This window comes from Kribbella sp. NPDC050281, from assembly GCF_040655855.1.
Taxonomy (GTDB): Bacteria; Actinomycetota; Actinomycetes; order Propionibacteriales; family Kribbellaceae; genus Kribbella.
On record NZ_JBFAKS010000027.1, the window covers coordinates 72837 to 97532 of the forward strand.

Annotated in this window: 26 protein-coding genes; 12 read left to right on the forward strand and 14 right to left on the reverse strand. The window is 68.4% G+C overall.

All coding sequences use genetic code 11. The annotated features are described in order from the left end of the window. Positions 1-3 precede the first annotated feature (3 nt). Together AB0I34_RS27020 and AB0I34_RS27025 are read left to right on the forward strand one after the other, a co-directional pair. Positions 4-354: an ArsC/Spx/MgsR family protein gene (locus AB0I34_RS27020; RefSeq protein ID WP_360450064.1), complete on the forward strand. Its 351-nt coding sequence runs from the start codon at positions 4-6 to the stop codon at positions 352-354. Positions 355-431: 77 nt separating this feature from the next. Next, a complete protein-coding gene (locus tag AB0I34_RS27025) occupies positions 432-1031 on the forward strand; it encodes a hypothetical protein (RefSeq protein ID WP_360450066.1) in 600 nt (199 codons plus the stop codon). Positions 1032-1154: 123 nt separating this feature from the next. Here AB0I34_RS27025 and AB0I34_RS27030 read toward each other — a convergent pair whose 3' ends face one another. Further along, complete coding sequence (locus AB0I34_RS27030) at positions 1155-2306, reverse strand: pyridoxal phosphate-dependent aminotransferase (protein ID WP_360450068.1); 1152 nt, start codon at positions 2304-2306, stop codon at positions 1155-1157. Positions 2307-2345: 39 nt separating this feature from the next. On the opposite strand from AB0I34_RS27030, the gene AB0I34_RS27035 reads away from it, so the two are divergent. Beyond that, a complete protein-coding gene (locus AB0I34_RS27035; RefSeq protein WP_360450071.1) occupies positions 2346-2894 on the forward strand; it encodes a maleylpyruvate isomerase family mycothiol-dependent enzyme in 549 nt (182 codons plus the stop codon). Here the strand turns inward: AB0I34_RS27035 and AB0I34_RS27040 are convergent. Next, positions 2891-3319, reverse strand: coding sequence for a MarR family winged helix-turn-helix transcriptional regulator (locus AB0I34_RS27040; RefSeq protein WP_360450074.1), 429 nt, complete (start codon positions 3317-3319; stop codon positions 2891-2893). The genes AB0I34_RS27035 and AB0I34_RS27040 overlap by 4 nt on opposite strands. A gap of 96 nt (positions 3320-3415) precedes the next feature. Between AB0I34_RS27040 and AB0I34_RS27045 the strand changes: the two genes are divergently transcribed. Further along, positions 3416-4951, forward strand: coding sequence for an MFS transporter (locus AB0I34_RS27045; RefSeq protein ID WP_360450077.1), 1536 nt, complete (start codon positions 3416-3418; stop codon positions 4949-4951). Here AB0I34_RS27045 and AB0I34_RS27050 read toward each other — a convergent pair. The 3 genes from AB0I34_RS27050 to AB0I34_RS27060 all read right to left on the reverse strand — a co-directional run bounded on the left by AB0I34_RS27050 (position 4911) and on the right by AB0I34_RS27060 (position 8433). Further along, positions 4911-6869: a glycosyl hydrolase family 28-related protein gene (locus AB0I34_RS27050; protein WP_360450080.1), complete on the reverse strand. Its 1959-nt coding sequence runs from the start codon at positions 6867-6869 to the stop codon at positions 4911-4913. The genes AB0I34_RS27045 and AB0I34_RS27050 overlap by 41 nt on opposite strands. Positions 6870-6948: 79 nt before the next feature. Further along, entirely contained in the window at positions 6949-7653 is a 705-nt protein-coding gene (locus tag AB0I34_RS27055) for an FCD domain-containing protein (RefSeq protein ID WP_360450083.1), read from the reverse strand. A gap of 111 nt (positions 7654-7764) precedes the next feature. After that, positions 7765-8433 (reverse strand): pyrimidine 5'-nucleotidase, encoded by a 669-nt coding sequence (locus tag AB0I34_RS27060; protein ID WP_360450086.1) that lies wholly within the window; start codon positions 8431-8433, stop codon positions 7765-7767. Between the two features lie 50 nt (positions 8434-8483). Between AB0I34_RS27060 and AB0I34_RS27065 the strand changes: the two genes are divergently transcribed. Further along, positions 8484-9248: an SDR family oxidoreductase gene (locus tag AB0I34_RS27065; protein WP_131363716.1), complete on the forward strand. Its 765-nt coding sequence runs from the start codon at positions 8484-8486 to the stop codon at positions 9246-9248. Positions 9249-9281: 33 nt separating this feature from the next. On the opposite strand, the gene AB0I34_RS27070 is transcribed toward AB0I34_RS27065, so the two are convergent. Together AB0I34_RS27070 and AB0I34_RS27075 are read right to left on the reverse strand one after the other, a co-directional pair. Then, on the reverse strand, positions 9282-10181 hold the full coding sequence (locus AB0I34_RS27070) for a LysR family transcriptional regulator (RefSeq protein ID WP_360450090.1): 900 nt from the start codon (positions 10179-10181) through the stop codon (positions 9282-9284). After that, positions 10138-10458 carry a hypothetical protein gene (locus tag AB0I34_RS27075; RefSeq protein WP_360450093.1) on the reverse strand — a complete coding sequence of 107 codons (321 nt, stop codon included), beginning with the start codon at positions 10456-10458 and terminating at the stop codon, positions 10138-10140. The genes AB0I34_RS27070 and AB0I34_RS27075 overlap by 44 nt, the downstream gene beginning before the upstream one ends. Before the next feature lie 99 nt (positions 10459-10557). Here AB0I34_RS27075 and AB0I34_RS27080 point away from each other — a divergent pair, with 99 nt between their 5' ends. Next, positions 10558-11493: a LysR family transcriptional regulator gene (locus AB0I34_RS27080; RefSeq protein WP_360450096.1), complete on the forward strand. Its 936-nt coding sequence runs from the start codon at positions 10558-10560 to the stop codon at positions 11491-11493. An 8-nt stretch (positions 11494-11501) separates the two neighbouring features. Here AB0I34_RS27080 and AB0I34_RS27085 read toward each other — a convergent pair whose 3' ends face one another. The 6 genes from AB0I34_RS27085 to tdh form a co-directional block, all read right to left on the reverse strand. Further along, positions 11502-12326 carry an aldo/keto reductase gene (locus tag AB0I34_RS27085; RefSeq protein ID WP_360450099.1) on the reverse strand — a complete coding sequence of 275 codons (825 nt, stop codon included), beginning with the start codon at positions 12324-12326 and terminating at the stop codon, positions 11502-11504. A 59-nt stretch (positions 12327-12385) separates the two neighbouring features. Further along, positions 12386-13474 (reverse strand): winged helix DNA-binding domain-containing protein, encoded by a 1089-nt coding sequence (locus AB0I34_RS27090; protein WP_360450101.1) that lies wholly within the window; start codon positions 13472-13474, stop codon positions 12386-12388. Then, on the reverse strand, positions 13465-13803 hold the full coding sequence (locus tag AB0I34_RS27095; RefSeq protein ID WP_360450219.1) for a ribbon-helix-helix protein, CopG family: 339 nt from the start codon (positions 13801-13803) through the stop codon (positions 13465-13467). The genes AB0I34_RS27090 and AB0I34_RS27095 overlap by 10 nt, the downstream gene beginning before the upstream one ends. Before the next feature lie 79 nt (positions 13804-13882). Then, positions 13883-14716, reverse strand: coding sequence for an SAM-dependent methyltransferase (locus AB0I34_RS27100; RefSeq protein ID WP_360450103.1), 834 nt, complete (start codon positions 14714-14716; stop codon positions 13883-13885). 107 nt (positions 14717-14823) lie between these two features. After that, complete coding sequence (locus AB0I34_RS27105) at positions 14824-15993, reverse strand: glycine C-acetyltransferase (RefSeq protein ID WP_360450221.1); 1170 nt, start codon at positions 15991-15993, stop codon at positions 14824-14826. 11 nt (positions 15994-16004) lie between these two features. Then, positions 16005-17054 carry an L-threonine 3-dehydrogenase gene (tdh, locus tag AB0I34_RS27110; RefSeq protein ID WP_360450106.1) on the reverse strand — a complete coding sequence of 350 codons (1050 nt, stop codon included), beginning with the start codon at positions 17052-17054 and terminating at the stop codon, positions 16005-16007. A gap of 159 nt (positions 17055-17213) precedes the next feature. On the opposite strand from tdh, the gene pyrE reads away from it, so the two are divergent. The 6 genes from pyrE to AB0I34_RS27140 all read left to right on the forward strand — a co-directional run bounded on the left by pyrE (position 17214) and on the right by AB0I34_RS27140 (position 23985). Then, positions 17214-17759, forward strand: coding sequence for an orotate phosphoribosyltransferase (gene pyrE / locus AB0I34_RS27115; protein WP_360450108.1), 546 nt, complete (start codon positions 17214-17216; stop codon positions 17757-17759). Then, positions 17759-18475 carry a DUF3137 domain-containing protein gene (locus AB0I34_RS27120; protein ID WP_360450110.1) on the forward strand — a complete coding sequence of 239 codons (717 nt, stop codon included), beginning with the start codon at positions 17759-17761 and terminating at the stop codon, positions 18473-18475. The genes pyrE and AB0I34_RS27120 overlap by 1 nt, the downstream gene beginning before the upstream one ends. Positions 18476-18539: 64 nt before the next feature. After that, a complete protein-coding gene (locus AB0I34_RS27125; protein WP_360450113.1) occupies positions 18540-19355 on the forward strand; it encodes a LemA family protein in 816 nt (271 codons plus the stop codon). Positions 19356-19571: 216 nt separating this feature from the next. Then, complete coding sequence (locus AB0I34_RS27130) at positions 19572-22547, forward strand: BTAD domain-containing putative transcriptional regulator (RefSeq protein ID WP_360450116.1); 2976 nt, start codon at positions 19572-19574, stop codon at positions 22545-22547. An 80-nt stretch (positions 22548-22627) separates the two neighbouring features. Then, positions 22628-23047: a hypothetical protein gene (locus AB0I34_RS27135; protein WP_360450118.1), complete on the forward strand. Its 420-nt coding sequence runs from the start codon at positions 22628-22630 to the stop codon at positions 23045-23047. Positions 23048-23133: 86 nt separating this feature from the next. After that, complete coding sequence (locus AB0I34_RS27140; RefSeq protein WP_360450120.1) at positions 23134-23985, forward strand: hypothetical protein; 852 nt, start codon at positions 23134-23136, stop codon at positions 23983-23985. On the opposite strand, the gene AB0I34_RS27145 is transcribed toward AB0I34_RS27140, so the two are convergent. Continuing rightward, a complete protein-coding gene (locus AB0I34_RS27145) occupies positions 23975-24679 on the reverse strand; it encodes a DedA family protein (RefSeq protein WP_360450123.1) in 705 nt (234 codons plus the stop codon). The genes AB0I34_RS27140 and AB0I34_RS27145 overlap by 11 nt on opposite strands. Positions 24680-24696 lie beyond the last annotated feature (17 nt).

Below are 24696 nucleotides of genomic sequence, written 5' to 3' on the forward strand. Positions count from 1 at the left end.
TCCGTGGAGATCTGGATCAACCCGGCCTGTTCCAAGTGCCGCACCGCCACCAAGGCCCTCGACGAGGCCGGCGTCACCTACACGGTCCGCCGCTACCTCGACGACCCGCCCACCGCGGCCGAACTGACTGAGGTCCTGGCCCGCCTCAACCTCGAGCCCTGGGACCTGGTCCGCCACAACGAACCCGACGCCAAACCGCTCCGCGACCTCCCCCGAGACGCCGCCAACCGCCCCGCCTGGATCGAAGCGATGGTCACCCACCCAATCCTCATCCAACGCCCCATCCTCACCGCCGACGACACCACCACCGCCGTCGCCCGAGACCCAGAAACCCTCTCCCGCTTCCTCCCCTGACGATCTGCCCCGACCTGCCCCAAAACACCTGTGGACAGAGCCCGCGATCAGACGTCCATTTCCTGCACAATCCGTGGGTGCACACCGCTCTCCCGCCGGACTTCGCCCTGACCGCCTGGGTCGACGAATCGGTCATTGTCGGTCGAACCGGTTCGGACGGGGCCTACACGATGGCCGCGGCGGTCGCCGATCTCGCCGCCTGCCCTGAGGTCAGAGACCGATTGCGGGCGCTTACGCTCGGACGTACCGGGCGACTTCATTGGGCCAACGAGTCGCCCAAACGCCGGGACGCGGTCACTACATTCATCGCGAGCTTGGACCTGGCCGCCGTCGTGGTCGTCGGGTCGCCGATGCTGGGCCCGAAGCAGGAACGCGCACGACGCTGCTGCCTCGAGAGGTTGCTTCACGAGCTTGCGGTCTTCGGAGTCGGTGACGTGTGGATGGAATCGCGATCCGCGGTACCCGACCGCCGGGACATCAGACTGATCGACAGCGCCCGCCGGAAGGGGCTGGTGCCGGACAGCCTCGTGGTCAGGTTCGCGCGGCCGAAGGACGACCCGGTGCTCTGGATTCCGGACGCGATCGCGGGCGCGGTGACTGCTGCCAGCTTGGGGGAACCGCGCTGGGTGCTGCCGTTGGAGGAGATCCTCACTCGGCACGACGTTGTGGTGCGCTAGAAAACGCGAAGGCTGGGTCCCACCATCCGGAGGGGTTCCCAGCCTCACTTCTCGATCGAGCAGCGCTCGTGAGCTGATGACAGTGTGTCACACCGCAACACCAGATGTCATGCGGGATCCGGTTCAGAGGTTTTGGAGGCGGGTTAGGGCTTCTTTGAGGACTTCGGGTTGTTTGCAGAAGGCCCAGCGGACGAGGGGGCGGCCGGGGGCCGGGTTGTCGTAGAAGACCTGGTGGGGGATGGCGACGACGCCGACGCGTTCGGGGAGCATGCGGCAGAAGGCGATGCCGTCGGTGTGGCCCAGTGGGCGGATGTCGGTGGTGACGAAGTAGGTGCCGGCCGGGCGGTGGACCTCGAAGCCGAGGGCGGCGAGGCCGTCGCAGAGCAGGTCGCGGCGCGACTGCAGGTCGGCGCGCAGGGCGTCGAAGTACTCGTTGCCCAGGGCAAGCGCGTTGGCGACGGCCGGCTGGAACGGCGCGCCGGAGGTGAAGGTGAGGAACTGCTTCGCGGTCGTCACCGCGGTCACGACCGAAGGCGCACCGGTGACCCAGCCGATCTTCCATCCGGTCACCGAGAACGTCTTGCCGGCGCTGCTGATCGACACGGTCCGCTCGGCCATTCCGTCGTACGACGCCAGTGGTGTGTGCCGTAGGCCGTCGTACACGAGGTGTTCGTAGACCTCGTCGGTGATGACGACCAGGTCGTGTTCGATCGCGACCGCGCAGATGCCGCGGAGTTCGTCGTCGGTGAGAACGGTGCCGGTCGGGTTGTGCGGCGAGTTGATCAGCAGCACCTTCGTGCGCGGCGTGACGGCAGCGCGGAGTTCGTCCAGGTCGAGGCGGTAGTCGGGGGCGCGCAGCGTGACCGGCACGCGGCGGCCGCCGGCGAACGCGATCCCTGCGGCGTACGAGTCGTAGTACGGCTCGAGCGCGATCACCTCGTCGCCCGGTTCGACGAACGCGAGCAGCGCGGCCGCGACCGCCTCGGTGGCGCCGGTGGTGACGAGGACCTGGGTGTCCGGGTCGTACGACAAGTCGTAGAACCGCTTCTGGTGGTCGACGATCGCCTGCCGCAACGCGGGGACGCCGCGCGCCGGCGGGTACTGGTTCGCGCCGGCCCGGATCGCCGCGATCGCATCCTCCAGCAGCGAGTCGGGCCCGTCGGCGTCGGGGAATCCCTGCCCGAGGTTCACCGATCCGGTCGCCACCGCGAGCGCCGACATCTCGGCGAAGATCGTCGTCCCGAGCCCGTCCAACCGCACAGCGTGTTCGCGCATGCCCCGACCCTAACCCCCTCCACGCGGCAAGATCGTGCTGTGCGGAACGACGAGCGGCTGACCCTCCTGGCGAACGCCGTACACATCACGCAGGAACTGCTCGACCGCCTCAGCCCCTCGGACCTGACGCGGCCCACGCCGTGCGGCGAGTACGACGTACGCCGCCTCCTGGAGCACGTCATCGGTTGGCAACAGGTCTTCGCGGCCTGCGCGATCGGGCACGAGCCGCCCCTCGCCGACGGATCGCCCACCTACACCCTCACGGACGACCCGGCCCGCGACCTCCGAGAAGCCGACCTGGTCACCCGCCTCAGCCAAGCCCCGGCCACGATCGAGATGCCGTACCGCGGCGAAACCCCGGTCGAGCACCTCGTCGAGGAACTCGTCGCCGAGACCGTCATCCACAGCTGGGATCTCGCCACCGGCCTCGGCCGATCGATCAGGTACGACGACGCGACCGTCGCGCTGGCGCACTCCGGGCTGACCAGGATGCTCGGTGAGTCCTTCGCGGAGGAGGGCTTCCGGCCGCCGACCGATCTGACGGCGTCGACCGAGTTCGAACGGCTCCTGGTCCGCAGCGGCCGCTAGCCCGCGTTCTCGACCATGTGGTGCAGCCAGGCGCGCGCGGCCGCGCGGTCGGCATCACTGAACGACGCCTCCAGGTCCTCCTCGACCTTACGGACGGCCGGACCCACGTCGATCAGGCGTTGCTCGCCGCCCGGGGTGAGGTGGACCTGCTGGGTCCGCCGGTCCTTCGGGTTCGGCCGCCGTTCGAGCAGCCCGGCGCGCTCCATTCCGCTGATCAGTTCGTTCGCGGACTGACGCGCCGTACCCACCTCGCGGCCGACCTCGGCGACGGTCCGTCCCGGCACCTTCGAGACCAGCACGAGTACGCCGTACTGCTGCACGGACAGCCCGTGCTCGTCGAGGGCGTCGGCGAGCGCGGAGCGCATGCTCAGCCAGGCGTGCCGGACGAGGAAGGTCACGCAGCCGGTCGGGTCGTCGAGGTCCATGAACCCAATTCTGCCGATAAATATGATTGACAGGTTCCTGACAATCGGGAGAAACTCGAAATCCTCGTCAGGGTCCTGTCAATCATAGGAGACTTCGTGTCCTCGATCGAGCCCGCGCGGCAACGCCGCATCCTCACGATCCTTGTCGTCTCGTCCCTTCTCATCTGGATCGACTCCACCGTTCTGGGCATCGCCCTCGAACGGCTCGCCGACCCCGTCGAAGGTCTCGGTGCCACGCCGGGCCAACTGCAATGGGCGATCGGCATCTACTCACTGCTCTTCGCCACCGCACTCTTCGCGGCCGGCGCCCTCGGCGACCGCTACGGCCACCGGACTGTCCTGATGCTCGGTCTGGTCGTGTTCGGCGCCTCATCAGCGTGGGCGGCCTGGGCGGACAGTCCGACCTCGCTGATCATCGCCCGCGCCACCATGGGCCTCGGCGGCGCGCTCCTCGGGCCGACGTCGATGGCCATCATCGGTTGGACCTTCCCGCCCGAGCGGCGTGCTGGTGCGATCGCCGTCTGGTCGTCGGCAGCCGGTCTGGGTGTGGCCGTCGGTCCTGTGCTCGGTGGCCTGCTGATCGACCACTTCTGGTGGGGATCGGTGTTCCTGATCAACCTGCCGATCGTCGCGGCCGGTCTGCTCGGCGCCCGTCTCGTCCTCCCGAACCCCAGAAGCCCGCAGCGACGCCGGCTCGACCCGCTCGGTCTCGGCCTGTCGACTCTCGGCCTGCTCGGCTTGTCCTACGGTCTGATCGAGGGCGGCCACCAAGGCGGCTGGAGTCGCTGGCAGGTGTGGGCGAGCATCGCCGCCGGTATGGTCCTGCTGGCCGGATTCCTCTACTCGGAGTGGCGTGAGCACGAGCCGAGCTTCGATCCGCGGCTGTTCCGCAACCGCCGCTTCGCGGCCGGCAACCTCGTGCTCGCCGGAGTGTTCCTGACGCTGACTGGTCAGAGCTTCTATCTCGCCTTCTATCTGCAGGGTGCGCGTGGCATGAGTGCGCTGTCCGCCGGTCTGATGTCGTTGCCCAGCGCAGCAGGCGTCGTACTGGGCTCACCCCTCGGGGCCCGGCTGGCCGGCCGCTTCGGTGTCGCGAAGGTCTGCGGTACGGCGTTGGCCGCGTTCGCGCTGTGTCACGCGCTCAACCTCACCTATCTGGTCGACACCTCCCTGGTGTGGATCGGTGTGGTCGGCGCTCTGGCCGGGCTGGCGATCGGTGCGACCGTGGCGCCCACGACGGCGGCCGTGATCGCGACTCTGCCGATGGATCGCATCGGTGCGGGGTCGGCGGTCAACAATGCGATCCGCCAGGTCGGCAGTGTTCTCGGTGTCGCCGTACTCGGCACGATCGTGTCGTCGACGTACCAGCACGCGATCGCCCCGTCGCTGACCGATCTGCCGGCCGACGCGCGGGACGCGGCCTCGGTGTCCGCCGAGGCCACGCGACACGCGGCCGGAGTCATCCATCGCCCGGATCTGGTCGGCGCCGCGAACGACGCCTTCCTGCACGCGATGCACACCGCCGCCGTGGTAGCCGCCTGCTTCACTCTCGCCGGGGCGATCGTGCTGACGCTGGCCTTCCGGCAGCGGGTCAGTTCCACGCCGAGGGTGGCGGAGGCGGTACGACGGTAGGCCGGTCCTCGCACCAGGTCGCGCCGGACCACCCGCCGTCGTTCCCGGCCAGCAGACGTACGTCGAACTCCGGCGGACCGTCGAAGTGGAACGTGCCGCAGTTGTTGACGAACGGAGCGCCGACATTCCGCGCGTCGACATTCTCGAACGTCGCCCAGCCGCCGACCCTGGCGTTCACCACGTTCGTCCCGGTGCCGTCGACCTTGATGTTGCGCACGGCAACGTTTGTGATCGCGTAGTCGTCCTTCACCGGCCAGTCGACGACGAACATCATCGCGTTGTAGGTCGAGTCGAGGAACGAGCTGTCGGTGATCTCGATCGTGCCGGACATGGTCGATTGCAAGGCGTACAGCCAGATCGCGCCGAGGCCGAGATCCCAGTTGAGGTCGCGCGGACCACCCCGAACCGTGGTGTTCCGTGCGAACCGCAGCGTCCCCTCGAAGGGCGTCGCGTTGAATCGCGAGCCGGCGTGCAAGGTGCTGCCCTCGCGGATCGGGTCGGCGACCAGGTTGTCGGTGACCGTGTTGTCGCGCCCGCCGTAGATGGCGATGTTGTTGGCGAGCACCGGCGTCTGGACGGTGTTGTGGTCGTACACGTTGTCGTGGTTGACCAGGCCGTCAGGGTTCGACTCGGACCACATCGCCAGGCCGTCGTCGCCGCTGTTGCGGACGAAGTTGTTGGTCGCCCGGACGTTCGATACGCCGAGGTGCAGGTTCATCCCGTCGGCGATGGCGTCGGTGATGATGTTGTTCCGGATCAGGAGGCCGTCCATCGGTCCGTCCAGCCAGATGCCGACCTTGGTGTGGTGCAGGTACAGGTTCTCGATCGTCGAGCCGCCGCCGATCGCGCCGCCGATCCCGTTCACCTGGTCGGTGTCGATGCGTTCCCGTACGTCGCTCTCGATCGCGAAGCCGGACAGGTGTACGCCGGTGCTGCCGCCGTCGCCGGCGTACTTCCCGTAGAAGCCCGGGGCGCTGTGCACGGACTTGTCGGGCGCGGGTTCATCGAGTGGCAGGACCTTGCCTTTGATGATCGTCCACCAGTTGCCGGCGCCGCGGACGGTGACCTGGTCGACGACGATGTGCCGGTTGACCTGGTAGGTGCCCGGCGGGATGAAGACCGATAGACCGAGGCGCTTCGCCACTGCGATGGTGCGTTCGATGGCGGGCGCCGCGTCGTACCGGCCGGTGGGGTCGGCGCCGAACAGCCGCACCGAAAGGGATCGGGGCGGTTGCTTGAGCGGTGCTTCGACGAGCTCGAAGTCGGCCAGGTCCACGACGTACCAGGCGGCTGGGGTGTTCCGCGGTACGGCGAATCGGACGCGGTCGCCGGCCTGGTAGGTGTGGTCGAGCAGGAGCCGTTGTTCGTCGTAGAAGTGGTTCGGGCGGAACGGCTTGGCGACCGGGTCCGGTTCGGGCTTCCACCAGCCGGGGATCGGGTCGACGTTCGGGTCGTTGGAGAACAGATACATCCCGTACAGCCAGGCGTACTCCGACGTGAGTGTCATCGTGCGCTTGTGTTTGCCGTTGACGGTGACGTCCAGTGGGGCGCGGAGGCCGCCGCCGGTCGGTGTGTCCGGGATGCTGTAGCGAAGGGTCAGCGCGTTGGCGGGTCGAGTCAGGGTGAATTCGACGTACTGCTTGGGTTGCAGGCGTACGGCGGTGCGTCCGGAGGCCTCGGCCGGCAGGGTGTACGCCTCGCGGCTCGGGCCGATCTTCTCGCCGGTGAAGTAGGCGTTCTCGGCCTCTTGCTCGAGGAACGGGACCTGCGCGCCGCGACCGGCGACGAGGGTGGGGTCGAGGCCGGCTCGGGTGATGTGAGGAGCTGGGCTGGTGGCGATCGCTGGGGTGGTGAGGACGGCGGCGAGAATGGCGGTCGTCAGTACGACAGCCAGGGTGCGCAGGTGTGATCGGGACATTGGCGGATCCCCTCCGGACGAATTGCCTGGAGGGTATGTAGATCTGCGCAAGATGTCGACAGGCGGGAGCAAATTTCTGTCAGTCGGCGGGGATCTCGACCTTGGGGTCGGGGCGGAGGGCTCGGAGCCAGAGCTCGGTCTGGGCTATGTGGGCGGAGGCGGCGGTGGCGGCGGCCGAGGGGTCGCGGCGGGCGATGGCGGCGAGGATGGCGCGGTGGCCGCGGTCGCTGGTCTGCTTGATCGCCGCGAAGTCCTCGCCCGGCTCGAAGATGCGGTAGTGACCGCCGCGGCCGCGGATCACGCCGGTCAGCGCGGTGACGGTCGGGTTGCCGCCCGCCGTACAGATCGCGCCGTGGAACTCGGCGTCGAGCTGCTGGATCTCGATCGAGTCAGTGGTCGACTCGAGCCGATCGAGGATGTCGCTGAGATGCGCGGCCAGCTCCGGATCCTGCCGCGCGGCCGCCGCGGCGGTGGCGTGCGCCTCGAGCACCCGCCGTACCTCCAACAACTCGAGCACCCCCTCCAGTGGGATCAGCTCGACCGACAACGAGAACCGGCTGATGATCTCCGCCGGATCCAGCGCCGACACGTACGTGCCCGAGCCATGCCGGGACTCAATCACGCCAAGCGCCGCCAGCGAACGCGCCGCCTCACGCAACGAGCTGCGGGATACGCCGAGGTGGTCGCACAGCTCCGGCTCCGGCGGGAACTTCGCCCCCGGCCCGAGCTGGCCTGATGCGATCATCTGACGCAGGCCGGCCAACGCCTTGTCGGTGGCTGCCATTCGCTACCTCCCCTGTCCCCGCAGACTCAGGTGTGCAGCGTAAGTCCTCAGACCACTCGCGGTCACATCGCCCGGTTAACGGGGGTCGTACGGCGAGGCAACGCCAACTCGTCAGATGTCAGCGGGCGCGACCATGGACCGGAGAAGCGCCGGCAGATCCCATGCGTGCCACCGCCGGGACGCGATCCGCCGGTACGGCGTCCCGTCCGCGAACGGCTCGCCCGACATCCACACGGTCGTCATCCCGCGCTCGTGCGGAAGGGTGAGGTTGACCTCGAGATCGTCGACCATGGCCGCCCGGGTGGGGTCGATCGCGAAGCGGGTCAGGAACGCGTCGAGGCTCTCCGGATACGGCTTCGGGATCAGGTCGCCGGCCAGGATGTCGAAGACGCCGTCGAAGTGGGTCGTCAGCCCGAGGCGATCGAGCGCCTGCTCGGCGTGGTAGACCGAGCCGTTCGTGTAGACGAACCGACGCCCAGGCAGCGCCTGCAATGCGGTGGCAAGAGTCGCGTCCGGGGTGAGCACCGAATAGTCGATCCGCCGCTCGAAACCGAGGAACTCGTGCGGGTCGATGGCGCGCGTGATCATCGCACCGCGCAGTGAGGTGCCGTACTGCGCGACCAGTTCGGCCTGGATCCGCCGGGCGCCGATGAGGTCGGTGCCGTAGAAACCTGCAACGGTCGACAGGATGCCGTGCGTGAGTTGCGCGGCGAGTGCGGAGTCCGCCGGGTACAAGGTGTTGTCCAGGTCGAGGATCCAGGTATCGAGGTCCGGCCGCATCTGGCCAGGGTAATGACAGACTGGGTGCGTCACCGACGGGAGGATCGAACGTGCCGACTGCGCTCATCACCGGACCCGCGACCGGGATCGGCCGGGCCTTCGCCGACAAACTGGCGGTGGAGGGATACGACCTGGTGCTGGTGTCGCGGGACGAGGCGCGGCTCAAGGAGGTCGCGGCGGACCTCACCCGCCTGCATGGCGTGGCCTGTGAGGTGATCGCGGCCGACCTGACCGATCGGGACGACCTGGCCAGGGTGGAGGAGCGGTTCCGGACCGGGCCGATCGAGGTACTGGTGAACAACGCCGGCTTCGGGCAGAAGAAGCCGTTCTGGGCGAACTCGGTCGAGACCGAGGAGAAGCAGCTCGACCTGCTGGTGCGTGTCGTCCTGCGGCTGACGCACGCCGCCGTACTCCCGATGATCGAGCGGGGGTCGGGTGCGGTGATCAACGTGTCGTCGGTGGCCGGGTTCCTGCAGCGCGGTCCCTACAGTGCGCACAAGTCGTGGGTGACGACCTTCTCGGCCGGCCTGGCGATCCAGTTGCACGCCAAGGGGGTCGCGGTGATGGCGTTGTGCCCGGGCCTGGTGCACACCGAGTTCCACGACCGGATGGGGATGGACAAGTCGGTCATCCCCTCGTTCATGTGGCTGAACGCGACCGACATGGTCGACGCGGCCTGGAAGGACCTCATGCGCGGGAAGGCGATCTCGATCCCGAGTCTCCGCTACAAGCTCCTGATGGCCGCCGCCCGCTACACCCCGCGCACGCTCATCGCGCGCCTTTCCACGGTGGGTCTGGACGGCCGTCGCCGCTGACTTTGGTGGCCTGCGGCAACGACTCGGGATGCCTCAGAGCTTTTCGGCTACCTCGGTGAGGACGGCGAGGGTGGCGGTCACGAGTGGGTGGTCGGCGCGACCTGGGCGGACCGCGGCGTACACCCGCCGAGTGGGGACGGGGTCGGGGAGCGGGCGGATGAGGGCGAGGGTTGGAGCCGGTACGGCGAGGCGTGGGACCAGTGACACACCAGCGCCGGCGGCGACCAGCGCGGCGACGGCGCGGAAGTCGTCGGACTGATGGACGACGCGCGGCTGGAAGCCGGCTTGCTCACAGGCCAGCACGACCACATCCCGGATCGGATTGCCGGGCGCGGTCATCACCCAGTCGTCGCCCGCGAGCATCGCCAGTTCGATGGTGTCGTGGGCCGCGGCCGGATGTGACGGCGGCAGGACGGCGACGAAAGGCTCGGCGTACAAGGGGATCCGGACCAGGCGCCGGTCGTCGGGGCGTGGCGAGCCGCGGTGTTCGACCGCGATCGCGATGTCGACGTCGCCGTCCAGCAACTGGGTGATGCCTTGATGACCTTCGGCATCACGGATGACGAGGTCGAGGCCGGGGTTCGTTGCGCGAAGCCGGGCGAGGGCGGGCGCGACCAGCAGACTGATCGCGGTCGCGAACGCGGTGATGCGGACCTCGCCGGTGCTGCCGTTCGCGTGCAGCCGCATCGCCTCTTCGGCGCGTTCGACCTCGGTGAGGATCGTATCGGTGTGGGCCAGCAGCAGGCGGCCGGCCGAGGTGATCGCGACCCGGCGGCCGCGACGTTCGAGCAGTTCCTGGCCGACCTCGGACTCCAGTGCGGCCAACTGCTGCGAGACCGCCGAGGGCGTCAGGTGAAGCACCTCGGCGGCCGCAGTCACGGTGCCGTGATCAGCAAGCGCGCGCAGCACTCGCAGTCGTCGTACCTCGATCACGAACCTCAGCTTCGCACAGCTCCATGGCAGACCCGTTCGGGCCGGCCGTGGATGAGACCAGCGTCAACGCCGGCGCCTCCACCTTGGCGACGGGCGCCACCTCGGCGACGGGTGCCGCCTTGGTCACGGTGGTCGGCCGCTGCATCAGCTGCCGTAAGGCGCGTAGCGGGTGCCGGCGTGGACCGCGCCGTATGTGCGGGACGACCGGTGCGTTCGGCATTGCTGAGTGGGTCTGCTCGTGGATCGACTTGACCACGGAGAAGGGGACGTAGTGCATGGTGGGTTCCTTTCGACCCTTCAACGGTAGAAACCAAACCCTCTATACGTCCAATGGATTCTTTTCGCAGAGTTGATGTGTTTGGTGCATGATCTTCTTATGGAGCTACGCCAACTCAGGTCGTTCGTGGTCGTCGCCGAGGAGATGAACGTGGGTCGCGCGGCGATCCGGCTTCACCTCACCCAGCCGTCGCTCAGCCGGCAGATCGCGGCGTTGGAGCACGATCTGGGCGTCGAGTTGTTCGCCCGGGTCCGGCGGCGCTTCGTGATGACGGCGGCGGGGGAGACCTTCCTGGCCGAGGCGAAGGATCTGCTGCGGCGCGCCGACGAGGCGGTGCGGGCGGCGCAACGCACGCAGCGCGGGGAGCTGGGGACGTTGCGAATCCGATTCGTGCAGTCGGCGACGTTCGAAGTGCTGCCGCGGATCCTGGGCACCTTCCGCGCCGCGTACCCCGAGGTCGTGCTCGACCTGGAGTCGCTGACGACCTTGCGCCAGACCGAGGCCCTGCGTGACGGCCGAATCGACGTCGGCATGTTGCGTCCGAACACACCCGAGGCTGGGGCAGGTACGTCGCACCGATCGTCAGGTGAGCGAAATGGCGGGACGGCCGTCGTACAGCTGGCTCCTGGGCTGTCGTCTCGGGTGGTGTCGTTGGATCCGCTGGTCGCGGCGCTGCCGGCGCGGCATCGGCTGGCCAAGCGCAAGCGTTTGCGCCTGGAGGAGCTCGCCGGGGAGCCGTTCGTGTTCTACTCGCGGGCCAGCGGACCAGCGGTGCACGACACGATCGTCAGCTTCTGCCGGGAGGCCGGGTTCACGCCGCGGGTCGAGCAGGAGGCGGCCGGCGTGCAGACGATCGTCTCGCTCGTCGCCGCCGGGCTCGGCGTTTCGTTGTTGATCAGTCCGACCCCGCCCTCGAACCCGGATTCGGTCGTATACCGCGAGTTGTCCGACGACCTACCACCCTGGCAACTCTCCGTAGTCTGGTCGCCGGACAACCGATCACCGGCGCTGGCCCGGTTCCTGGAAGTGCTCTGAGAGCAGGCTCAGCCGAAGACGTCGGGGTCGCCGCCGGTGCGTACGCCGGTCTCGAGGTCGGCGATCGCGGCCATGTCGTCGTTGTCCAGCTGGAAGTCGAAGACCTGGAAGTTCTCCTGGATCCGGCTCGGCGTCTTCGACTTCGGGATCACCACGTTGCCGAGCTGCAGATGCCAGCGGATGACCACCTGCGCGGGCGTCTTGCCGTGCTTGTCCGCCAGCGTCCGCAGAGCCGGCTGCGAGAGCAGTTCGCCTTGCGCCAGCGGGCTCCACGCCTGGGTGACGATGTCGTTCTCCGCGTTGAACGCGCGCAGTTCGTCCTGCGGCAGGGCCGGGTGCAGCTCGATCTGGTTGACCGCCGGCCGGATCCTGGTCTCGTCGAACAGCCGCCGCAGCGCCGGCTCGTGGAAGTTCGAGACGCCGATCGCGCGCACCCGCTTGTCGGCGTACAGCTGCTCGAACGCCTTCCAGGTGTCGACGTACTTGTCCCGCTTCAGCGACTGCCAGTGGATCAGGTACAGGTCGACGTACTCGAGGCCGAGCAGGTCGATGCTCTTGTCGAACGCCTTCAGGGTGGTGTCGTAGCCCTGGTCGTTGTTCCACAGCTTGGTGGTGATGAACAGTTCGTCGCGCGGCAGGTCCGATGCGGCGATCGCTCGCCCGACACCGGCCTCGTTGCCGTAGGCGGCCGCGGTGTCGATGTGCCGGTAGCCGGTCTCGAACGCGGTCGTGACGACATCGGTGACGATCTCGTCCTCGACCTGCCAGACCCCCAGGCCCAGCTGCGGGATCTCGACGCCGTTGTCCAGAGTGATGGTGGGGGCTGTGTTCATTTGTCTATTCCACCGGGTCCACTGGTTCTGGCCCAGTCATCCGACGTGTGACAACAACCTCATTCACCCGCCGTAACCACCTCGTACGTCTTCGCGTCCGGCTCCAGGAACCGCAGCAGCGCGGTCCCTTCCCGCTCCAGCTCGGTCAGTGTCTTCTTCAGCGTGCGGCCGAACGGCGTCAGCGTGAGAGTGGCCACACCGCGCTTCTTCTCGGCGTTCCACAGCCCGGCGACGAGGCCGTCGACCGTGTACGTCGACTTGATCCGCAGGTTCTTGGTGAACACGGCCGGCCGGTGCTCGTCGGCGATGATCCGCTCGCGTTTCGCGTGTGCCAGCAGCAGATTGTCGAACTCCGGCAGGAACCGCACGGGGACCGCGGTGTCCGGGTCCGGCCGCGGCGCATCCGGTACGTCGTACAGCGTCTTGCCGGCCTCGTCGGTGAACGTCTCCAGGTCGAGCGCGTCGAAGAGTGGCTTCGCCTTCTGCAGCCCTGACCAGGTCTGGAAGTCGGCGGGTGTGGCCGGACCGAAGGCTTGCAGGTATCTGGTGACGAGCTCCTGGGCTTCTGCCTTCGCGTGGAGCTTCCCGCCGATCCAGTCCTCGGCCGGAGTGAAGCGTGCGTTCGCCGGCCAGCTCCAGCGGGCGTCGGTCGGGTACATCACCAGCGGGACCAGCATCCGGGTGCAGAACCCGAGTGCCCGTTCGTTCACCGCCGGGAACTTCTGCTGCAGTGCGTCCCGCACCTCGGTGAACGTCAGCGGCTCCTTCGCGAGCAGCTTCCGCGCCGTCGCGACCACCTTGTCCGGCTCGAGTCCTTCGCCCCGATCACCGAGCACCCGCAGCCCCGCCTCGAGCACCGGCGCGACCGTGGTCCGGAACCGCAGGTAGTCCGCCGCAGTCACCAGATGCAAGGTCCCGCGGAACATGGTCGCCCGCACCACCTCACGCTCCTGCACCGCCGCGTCGAGTTGCCCCTCCTCGAACCCACCGACGCGCGACCATAACCCGACGTACGGATGCTTCGGCTCCTGCCCCTGCATTCCCACCAAGCGCCCGACCGCGTCCACCACCGACACGTCCGCCCGCTCAACCAGCATCTGCCGAGCCAACGTCGCCCGGTTCACAGCCCGCCCACTCATCACCACCATGCCCGCATCCTGCCGGACCCCATCGACAAAGTCAGTCGACCGCCGCGTACGTCAGCCGCGGCCGGGCGACTCGACCGCAAGGGAGTTGCGACGACAAGCATCCGCCAGCCGATCGTCGTAGGTGGAAGCTGAACCGCATCAGAAACCCGGGCCGGATGCACAACCTGCGAAGCCCTCGCCTGCTCTCGATCGCTCGTGCGGGCCTCGTCTCCGATCAGGAGCAGATGACGGTCGACTGCTTCCTGGACGATCTCCTGCTGGGACCGGCCGGTGCGCTCAGCCTCGGCCTGGAGCGCCGCCGCAGCTTCGGGGGTGAGCCTCAGGTTCATCAGCACGTCTGCACGCTACCGCGAGGAAATACCTGCGATAGCAGGTCGGCTGCGAGCGGCCCAGCGAGTGAGAGACCGGTCAGGGTTTGCGGGCTACGCCTACCCAGAGGCTGCAGGAGATGTCGGTGAAGACGCCCTTGGCGACGAGGGCGTCGGTTTCGTCGTCGGGGTGCCAGCGGAAGGGGGCGGACACGCCGGGCTCGACCAGTTCGAGGCCGTCGAAGAAGCGGGAGACCTCCTCCTTGCTGCGGACCTGGGCGTCGCCGCCGTCGGCCTTGTAGACCTGGATCGCCTGCTCCCACAAGTCGGGGGCGAAGTCCGGAGTGCAGTGCGAGAAGATCAGGTACGACCCCGACGCCAGCGGCTCGAGCAGTTCCTTGACCAGGTCGTACGGCTTGAGCGCGTCGGGCAGGTAGTGGAAGACGCCGACCAGGCTCAGCGCGACCGGCTTGCTCAGGTCGAGCAGGTCCTTCACCTCGTCCGAACCCATGATCGACTGCGGTTCGATCACGTCGGCGTCGAGGTATGCCGTCCTGCCCTCGGGCCGGCTCGTCATCAGGGCGCGGGAGTGGGACAGCACGATCGGGTCGTTGTCCGCGTAGACGATGTGCGCCGCGGGCACGGTCTCCTGCACGACCTCGTGCAGGTTCGGGCTGGTCGGGATGCCGGTGCCGATGTCGAGGAACTGTGTGACGCCCTGCTCGGCCACGTAGCGGGCCGCGCGGTGCATCCACATCCGGTTCGACATCGCCGCCGTACGGAACCCGGGAAACGCCTCCAGCAGATGCTCCGCGGCCTGCCGGTCGACCGCGAAGTTGTCCTTGCCGCCCAGGAAATAGTCGTAGACGCGGGCCGGGTGCGGCCGGTCCATCCCGAGCCGTTCGGTCAGGGTGGATTCGTCGCTGTCGGCCATCGAAAAACTCCCTACGCCGGTGCTGTTGAGTACGGTGCGATCGTAGCTGATCTGCGACAGTACGTGATCGGCAGCGTGTCAACCTTTTCCTGAATCGAAGGTAGTCCTCAGGCCAGTGCGGCGCGGGCTTCGATGAAGGCGGCGATGGCGCGTTCGACGTCCTCGGTGGAGTGCGCGGCGGACAGCTGGACGCGGATGCGGGCCTTGCCGTGCGGTACGACGGGGTAGGAGAAACCGATCACGTAGATGCCGAGGTCGAGAAGCTTGTCGGCCAGGCGGCCGGCCTGCGCGGCGTCGCCGATCATCACCGGCGAGATCGGGTGTTCGCCGGGCAGTACGTCGAAGCCGGCCTCGGTCATCTTGGTGCGGAAGAGCTTGGTGTTGGCGGCCAGTTTGTCGCGCAGCGTGCTCGAGCCGCCGATGAGTTCGAGGGCCTTCAGCGAGGCCGCTGTGACCGACGGTGCGAGGGAGTTGGAGAACAGGTACGGCCGGGACCGCTGCCGGAGCAGTTCGACGATCTCGCGCCGGCCGGACACGTAGCCACCGGAGGCGCCGCCGAGCGCCTTGCCCAGGGTGCCGGTGACGACGTCGACCCGGTCCTTCACCCCGAACAGGGACGGCGTACCCGCGCCGTCCGATCCGACGAAGCCGACCGCGTGCGAGTCGTCGACCATCACCAGGGCGTCGTACCGCTCGGCCAGGTCGCAGATCTCGTCGAGGGGAGCGACGTACCCGTCCATGGAGAACACGCCGTCGGTGGCGATCAGCCGGTACCGGGCGTCGGCGGCGTCCTTGAGCTGCGCCTCCAGGTCGGACATGTCGCGGTTCTTGTACCGGTAGCGCTTGGCCTTGGACAGCCGGATGCCGTCGATGATGCTGGCGTGGTTCAGCTCGTCGGAGATGACCGCGTCCTCGGCGCCGAGCAGGGTCTCGAACAGGCCGCCGTTCGCGTCGAAGCAGGAGCTGTAGAGGATCGTGTCCTCGGTGCCGAGGAAGGTGCTCAGGGCACCTTCCAGGTCCTTGTGGATCTGCTGCGTCCCGCAGATGAACCGGACCGATGCCATCCCGAAGCCCCACTGGTCGAGCGCCGCGCGGGCCGCCGCGATCACCTCGGGGTGGTCGGCCAGGCCGAGGTAGTTGTTCGCGCAGAAGTTCAGCACCTCCTTGCCCGAGGCAACCGAGATCAGGGACTGCTGGGGTGAGGTGATCACCCGCTCGGACTTGTACAGCCCGGCATCCCGGATCTCGCCGATGGCCGCCGTCAGGTCGTCCCGCATCCGCCCGAACATCAGTGCTTCTCCTCCAGGGATTCAGTGGTCCAGTCCATGATCACCTTGCCGCAGTGTCCCTGCCGGGCCACGTCGAAGGCCCGCTCGAAGTCGGCGTACCCGAACCGGTGGGTGATCACCGGAGTCAGGTCCAGGCCGCGTTCCAGCATCACCGACATCGAGTACCAGGTCTCGAACATCTCCCGGCCGTAGATGCCCTTGATCGTCAGCATGTTGAGCACCACCGTGCTCCAGTCGATCGCGATCTCGTCCGCCGGCAGCCCGAGCATCGCGATCCGGCCGCCGTGCGTCATGTTCGCCAGCATGTCCCGCAGCGCGGCCGGCTTCCCGGACATCTCCATGCCGACGTCGAAACCCTCGCGCATGCCCAGGCTCCGCTGCGCGTCGGCGATGGTCTCCGAGCCCACGTTCACCGCCCGGGTGACGCCGATCTTGCGGGCCAGATCCAGCCGGTACTCCGACAGGTCGGTGATCACCACGTTGCGCGCACCGGCGTGCAGCGCGACTGCCGCGGCCATCACCCCGATCGGTCCGGCCCCGGTGATCAGCACGTCCTCGCCGACCAGCGGGAAGGACAGAGCCGTGTGTACGGCGTTCCCGAACGGGTCGAAGATCGCCGCGACGTCCAGGTCGACCGGGTCCTTGTGGACCCACGCGTTGCTCGCGGGCAGGGCGACGTACTCGGCGAACGCGCCCGGCACGTGGACGCCGAGGCCGCGGGTCTTGATGCAGAGGTGCCGGCGGCCGGCGCGGCAGTTGCGGCAGCGGCCGCAGACCAGGTGGCCCTCTCCGCTGACCAGGTCACCGACCGCGACGTCGCGGACACCGACGCCGATCTCGACCACCTCGCCGCAGAACTCGTGCCCGGTCACCATCGGCACCGGCACGTTCTTCTGTGCCCACGTGTCCCAGCTCTGGATGTGCAGATCGGTGCCGCACAGACCGGTGCGGAGCACCTTGATCAGTACTTCGTCGGCCTCGATCTTCGGCTCCGGGACGTCCTGCAACCACAGACCGGGCCGGGCCTCAGCCTTCACCAGCGCCTTCACGCGCACCTCCACTGACGACGATCGTCCACATCGTCGTCCCGGGCAACCACCGGCGTCCATCGACACGTCGTACACAGCCTGTGCAGTTCAACTGCATACTGTTCCGCCTGAAGGCCGGCGAGAAATCGTGAACTGCTCCGTCATCTAAGCTCGACGCCTATGAGCTACGACCGGGACGGACTGCTGGAGCAGGTGAAGTCGAAGGCCATCGTGCACGGCCGGGTGACGCTGGCGTCGGGGAAGGAAGCCGACTACTACGTCGACCTGCGCCGGATCACGCTGGACGCGGCCGCCGCGCCGCTGATCGGCCCGGCGATGCTCGAGCTGACCAAGGACCTGGAGTACGACGCCGTCGGCGGGCTGACCCTCGGCGCCGACCCGGTCGCGATGTCGATGCTGCACGCGGCCGCGCAGCAGGGCCGGACGCTGGACGCCTTCGTCGTACGGAAGGCCGAGAAGACACACGGCCTGCAGCGCCGGATCGAAGGTCCGGAGGTGAAGGGCCGCCGGGTGCTCGCGGTCGAGGACACCTCCACTACCGGCGGTTCGGTGCTCACCGCGGTCGAGGCGCTGCGCGAGGCCGGGGCCGAGGTGGTCGCGGTCGCGGTGATCGTCGACCGCTCGACCGGCGCGCAGGAGAAGGTCGAGGCCGAGGGCCTGCCGTACCGGGCGGTGTTCGGGCTCGAGGACCTGGGCCTCGGCTGATGAACATCAGCCCGGTCCTGATCGTCCTGGTCGCGCTGGTCGTCGCCGGCGGCATCTTCTACTTCAACTACCTGGCCGCGAAGAAGCGGCGCGAGCTCTTCGCCGGGTTCGCCTCGCAGCAGGGCTGGTCCTACCTGCCCGACAACAACGCGCTGGCCGGGCAGTGGTCGGGTACGCCGTTCCAGACCGGTGACAACTGGCGGGTCAAGAACGTGCTGTCCGGTGCGTACAACGGCCATCAGATGGTTGCCTTCGACTACAGCTACCAGACGCACTCCACCGACTCGAAGGGCCGTCGTACGACGACCACCCACAAGTTCGGCGTGGTCGTGGTGCAGTTGCCGGGCGCGCTGCCGCACCTGGAGGTCACCCACGAGGGGATCTTCGGCGGCGTGGTGGCGAACGCACTCGGGTTCCGTGACCTCCAGTTCGAGAGCGAGCAGTTCAACCGCGCGTTCCGGGTGAAGGCGGACGACGAGCGGTACGGGCACGCGGTGGTGACGCCGCGGATGATGGAGCTGCTACTGGCCCGCGGCGAGATCGGCTGGCGGATCGAGGGCAACTCGCTGCTCGGCTGGGACAAGGGCGATCACAACCCGACCGAGGTGATGAACCGCCTCACCCTGCTGCAACAGGTGCTCGAGCAGGTCCCGCCGTACGTCTGGCGCGACTATGCCGGCGTCGACCCTCGCGTACAGCCACCACAGGGCTACTGACAGTACGGCGGACCCGAGGACCCGTAGAGTCGCACGCAGCATCACCGACACTCGGGAGCAGGGCATGACCTTCGTCATCATCGCGGTCGTCGCGATCATCGTGATTCTGGGAATCGCGCTGATGGTCTCGTACAACCGCTTCGTCAAGCAGCGGAACCTGATCCAGGAGTCCTGGCGGCAGATCGACGTCGAGCTGCACCGCCGGTACGACCTGATCCCGAACCTGGTCGAGACCGTCCGGGCGTACGCCGCGCACGAGCGGCACGTGTTCGAGGAGGTCGCCCGGTTGCGGACCCAGGCGGTGAACGTGCAGGGCGCGCCGCCGGAGCAGCGGGCCGCCGCGGAGGGCGAGCTGTCCGGTGCGCTGCGTCAGATGATGATCTCGGTCGAGGCGTACCCGCAGCTGCAGTCGAACCAGAACTTCCTGAACCTGCAGCGCGAGCTGACCGACACCGAGGACCGGATCGCGGCCGGCCGGCGGTTCTTCAACGCGAACGTCGGCGACTACAACACCCGGGTCGAGGCGTTCCCGTCGAACCTGATCGCGAACGGCTTCAAGTTCGAGAAGGCCGGGTACTTCGAGGTCCGCGACGAGCAGGTGCGGTCGGTGCCGCAGGTGTCGTTCGGGACCATCGGCTCGGTCGCCGGTGAGCAGGCGCCGCCGCAGATGCAGGCCGGGCCGCAGTCGTCGGGCCAGATCCAGCCGGAGATTCCGGGTGAGCAGGGCAACCATCAGGGCCAGCCGCAGATGCCGGGCTACCAGCAGCCGGGTCAGCCGCCGTACCAGGGCCAGCCGCAGGTGCAGCCACCGGTGGGCGGCCCGCCTGCGGGTTCCCCCAGCCCGCAGGACGGACAGCCGCCGTTCACCGGTGGCCACTAGGCACCGGTTTCCCGTAGACCAGGACCCCCGAACCCGGACTCCCTACCAGTGCCAGGCTCGGGTGCGACGGCGGTCAAGTCGCCACTCCCGAGCCCTGCCTCCCCCCGGTACCTGAGTCAACTGTGACCGACTGAGATACATCCGGCGTACATCGGCCTTCACGCCGGGCACAGGGGATGAAACCATAGGTCGGTTCATCACGGAGAGGGCACAGCAGTGGACAGTCTGAGGTACGCAATCCTCGGACCCCTGCGCCTTGTTCACGTCCAGGGCCAGCCGCTGCGCGCCGCCAAGCCACGGCAGCTGCTGGCAACGTTGCTCCTGCACCCCAATCGGTTCGTCTCGACCGATCTGATCGCCGACGCGCTCTGGGAGAACAGCCCGCCGCGGTCCGCCGTGGCGAACATCCGGACCTACGTCCGGGCGCTCCGCGGCGTCCTGCAGGAGGCCGGGCTGCCGGCGCCGATCGACACCTCGGCCGCCGGGTACAGCATCGAGGTCGGCGTCGACGAGCTCGATGCCAGCCTGTTCGAGACGCTGCTGGCCGAAGGCGGCCACCTCCGCGACGCCGGCGACAGCCGCCATGCCATGCAGGTCCTGTCCCGCGCCTACTCGCTCTGGCGCGGACGGCCACTCGAGGGCCTGCCGGTCCCCGCCGCCTGGGAGGGCTCGATCGCCCGCCTGGAAGCGCAGCATCGCGGCCTGGTGGATACCCTGCTCGACCTGCGCCTGGAGCACGGCGACGCGAGTGGTGCGGCCGTCCTGCTCAGCGCCCGACTCACCGAAGACCCGTACGACGAGCAGCTGTGGCGGCGGCTCGTCGACGCGCTCCTGGCCGCCGGTCGTGTCGGCGAAGCGCGGGCGGCGTACGGCAAGGCGGTCCAGACCCTCGCCGACGAGCTCGACATCAAGCCGGGCCCTGAGCTCGAAGCCGCCGGCGCTCGCGCCGAGAACGGCCGCTCCGCCAACTGGCCGAACCCGGGCATTCCCTCGGTCCGTACGGCGGAGCCCGAGGTCGCACAACCGGGTCCGATGGCCGCGCCCGAGCTGACCGATCCGCACCGGCCGCCGAGCCAGTTGCCGCTCGACCTGGCCGACTTCAGCGGCCGGGAGGAGCACCTGGAGCAGCTGCGCGACCTGGTCTGCGGCCGCGATCCGGTGCGTCCGCCGATCGCCGTCATCTCCGGAGCGCCGGGCACCGGGAAGACCTCTCTGGCCGTCCGGCTGGGTCATCTGGTCCGGGATTCGTTCCCGGACGGGCAGATCTATCTGGACATGCACGGCGCGACGCAGCCGCGTGATCCCGCCGGAGCACTCACCGATGTACTGCTCAGCCTCAACCTGCCCGACTTCGCGATCCCGGCCGACCCGGAGCGCCGGTCGGCGATGCTGCGGTCCGAGCTGGCCAGTCGCCGGGTGCTCATCATCCTCGACGACGTCGCGACGGCCGGCCAGGTGACTCCGCTCATGCCGGGTACCGGTGCGTCCGCGGTGGTCGTCACCAGCCGGAACCGGCTGATGGATCTGGCCGGCGCGGACAGCCTGCCGCTCGACACCTTCGACGACGGCGAGGCGGCCGAGCTGCTCGAGCTGGTCGCCGGTGCCGGCCGGGTCGACCGTACGTCGACTGCTGCCGAGGAGATTCTGACCGCCTGCGGGAACCTGCCGCTGGCGATCCGGATCGCCGGCAGCCGGCTGGCGCAGCGGCCGGACCTGAGCCTGCGAGAGCTCGCCCGGCGGCTGGGCGACGAGACCTCGCGCCTGGACGAGCTGAGCATCGGCGAGCTCGCCGTCCGCACCAGCGCCGACCTCAGCTACGACGCACTCAGTCCGGAACAGGCCCGGCTGTACCGGCTGATCGGTCACTTCGCCGTCGGCGTCTTCTCTGCTCGCGCGTTGGAGGCGGTGGCCTCGCCGGCCTCGGTCCGCCGCAGCCTGGATCGCCTGATCGAGGTCAACCTGGTCCGGATCAGCTCGGTCGACCACCGCGGTACGGCGCGCTACCGGGTCCACGACCTGCTCCGGCTGCATGCGATCGGTGTCGGTGACGAGGAGCAGAAGGCGCGGGCGGTCCGGGATGTCGAGATTGTGCTCGACGCGATTCTGAACAAGATCCGCCGGGCCAACGCCGCCTTGAACTTCGAGTACTTCGGTGTCCTCGAGCACTACGGCCCATTGGACGCGCCAGATCCCGCGCCGTTCACCGCGACGGACGCGATCGCCTGGTTCGACAGCGAGCGCAGTACGTTCGTGCCGTCGATCCGTGCGGCGGCGCAGAACGGTCTGCACGACTACGCCTGGCGGATCGCTTGCGCCTGGGCGCCGTACCTGGACATGCGAGCCGGGTTCGACGACTGGAACGGGTCGCACCATCAGGGCCTGCTCAGTGCGATCTCCTGTGGGGATCGGCGCGGTGAGGCGATCATGCACCGCAACCTCGGCCAGCTCGCGCTGTATCAGGACGACTGGGACACTGCCTGGCACCATCTCGACGAGGCCGCGCGCGTGTTCGGCGAGATCGGAGACCGGCTCGGGACCGGCGTCACCGCGGTGGGGATGGGCACCTGGCTGCGCGAACGCGGCCGGCGCGACGAAGCATTGGTGCAGTACGAGGCCGCGATCGAGGCGTTCCTCGAGGCAGGCAACGCGAACGGCGAGGCACTGGCGCGGACCGCGGCCGCCAACATGTGGCTGCGCCGCGACGACACCGACACTGCCGGCCGTTATCTCGCCCAGGCGTTCCTGCTCGCGGTACGGCGGGTCGACAGCCACCGTGAGGCGAAGGTACGGCGCCGGATCGCGGCGCTGCGGGTGCAACAAGGGCGGTCCGACCAGGCTGTGCGTCAGTTGAGGCGTGCGCTGGAGATCTTCAACGGCATGGGTGACGACCACTGTGCGGCGTACACGCGGGCCGAGCTCGGTAAGGCGCTGGTGGCGCGCGGTGAAGTCGCGGCGGCGCGGAAGATGCTGCTGGATGCGATGGATATCGGACACCGGTTGGGCGATCGCAGCGTCGAAGGTCAGGCCGCGCAGCAACTCGGGCAACTGTATGTGTCCACGGGCAATCTCGACTCGGCCCGGCGTACGCTCGACCGCGCCGCGCGGGTGTGGCAGCAGGCCGGCAACGACGAGCAGGCAGCCGAGTGCCGCCGCGAACTGGCTGCCTTCGACACCGGAGTGGCCGCCGGCTGAATGTACGGCGGCTGTATCCGGCTTCGGCAGACTCGCTTGCACACGACGGCACAGGCCGGCGGGTTCGGGGGAGTCGGGGGATGGAACCTATGGCCTGGGGGGAGGCAGTTGTGGAGCGCCGGATCGTCCCGCGGGTGGCGAACCCGCGGGACACCGAGGCGGCGCTGAACTGGCAGCTGGAACGGGTGGGATCGACGGCGTGGCAGGACTGGACGCTGAAGTTCCAGCGGATGGCCTTCGGTTATGCGCACGACAGCGGCTGGCAGGATTCGGCCGACGCGGTGCGGTGGCTCGACCACCATGCTCTTCTGCACGAAGGGGCGGCGCCACGGGGGGCGCTGGTCTGGTACCAGGCGGTTGACCGGATCCGGGTCGCCTGCGCGGTCGGCTCCGGTCAGATGGTTGGTCCGCTGCCTGCCGGCTCGGTGCAGGTCGCTACGCTCACCGACCTGAGCACCGACTGGGTATGGTCGGACCCGCACTTCCCGTTCGCCCACTGATTCGCCCACCGAGGAGTACTCCGATCAACCAGCCAGTCACCGTCGACGGTGACTGGCGCGTCGTGCGGTGCGCCCGCGGCACGGTGGTGACCAGCCCGTCGGTCGACCGCAGCCTGGACAGGCCCGTCGTACTTGCTGAGCGGCCGTACGTCCTGCCGCCAGACCTGGCGGCGATCCAGCCCGAGGTCGTCGCGCTGGACCGGTCAGGCCCGGGTGCGCCGTCGTTCAACGGTCTGAACGCCGGCCTGAGCGAAGACCTGGATTCTGCCGGTGGCGAGATCCGCCTGCAGCCGGTCCAGTACTTCGACACGATGGCGTCCACCTACCTCGCCGGAGAGCAGTGGCGGACCGGCACGCTGGCCGGAGTCAGCGCCGACATCACGCACCACCTCTTCACCGCTGACGGCCGGCTGGTCCCACTGAGCAAGAACGACCTCAGCAACCAGATCGGCGTCTCGACAGTCGCACTCACCTCCGACGGCTGGATGCTCCTGCTCCATCAGGGCCTGGGCTCGCGATCGTCACCCGGTCTGGTCGCCCCCAGCGGCTCCGGAAGCCTGGAGCCGAAGGACATCATCGGCAAGACCCGCCTCCCCGAGGCAGTCTCCACCGGCATGGAACGCGAACTCCGCGAGGAACTGGGCCTCCTCACGCCCGCCATGCGCAAGATTCCCATGGAAACCACCGTCCTCGGCTTCGCCCGCTGGCTCGACAAAGGCGGCAAACCCGAGTTCTACGGCACCACCCGAATCCACGCCGCCATGTCCGACCTCGACCTAAACATCCACGAGTCCGAGCTCGCGTACATCGGCCAGCACGAGCCCATCTCACCCGGGGACGTCGCGCGCTTGCTGGCGGGGGAGCGGTTCGGAGCACTCGGCCTCGGAGCGCCGTCCGTCCCGCTGGAAATGTGCCTCGGGCTGATCGTCAGTCGTTGAGGTGGTTGGTGGTGGCGGCGTGCTTCGGGGATGCTGGGGTCTCGTCGGCGGGCTGGGCGCGGCGGGTGCGGCGCTTGGCCAGGATGTATTCGACGACCATCGGGATCAGTGAGATCAGGACCAGCAGGATCAGCGCCGACTCGAGGTGGTCGTGGATGAACTTGACCCGGCCGAGCGCGTGGCCGAGCAGGGTGATGCCGGTCGCCCAGAGGACCGCGCCGATACCGGTCCAGAGGAAGAACTTCCGCGGGTCCATCTTGCCGGCGCCCGCCACGATCGTGATGAAGGTCCGCACGATCGGCACGAATCGCGCCAGCACCAGCGCGCGCGGCCCGTACCGCTCGAAGAACTCGTGCGTCTGCTCGATGTACCTCGGTTTCAGGAACCGCGCATTCGGGTTCTTGAACAACGTCGTACCGAGCGCGCGGCCGATGTAGTAGCCCGACACGTTCCCGGCGAACGCCGCGACGGTCAGGATCACACAGGCCAGCCACAGCGGTACGTCGATCGTGCCGTGCGCGATGAACAGGCCGACGGCGAACAGCAGTGAGTCACCGGGCAGGATCGGAAACAGCAATCCGCACTCGATGAACACCACCGCGGCCGTACCCCAGAGGGCCCAGTCACCCAGCCAGTTCAGCAGGTACTCCGGATCCATCCAGTTCGGCATCAGCATCGCGACAAGAGAAAGCACGCCGACAGGGTAGCGTC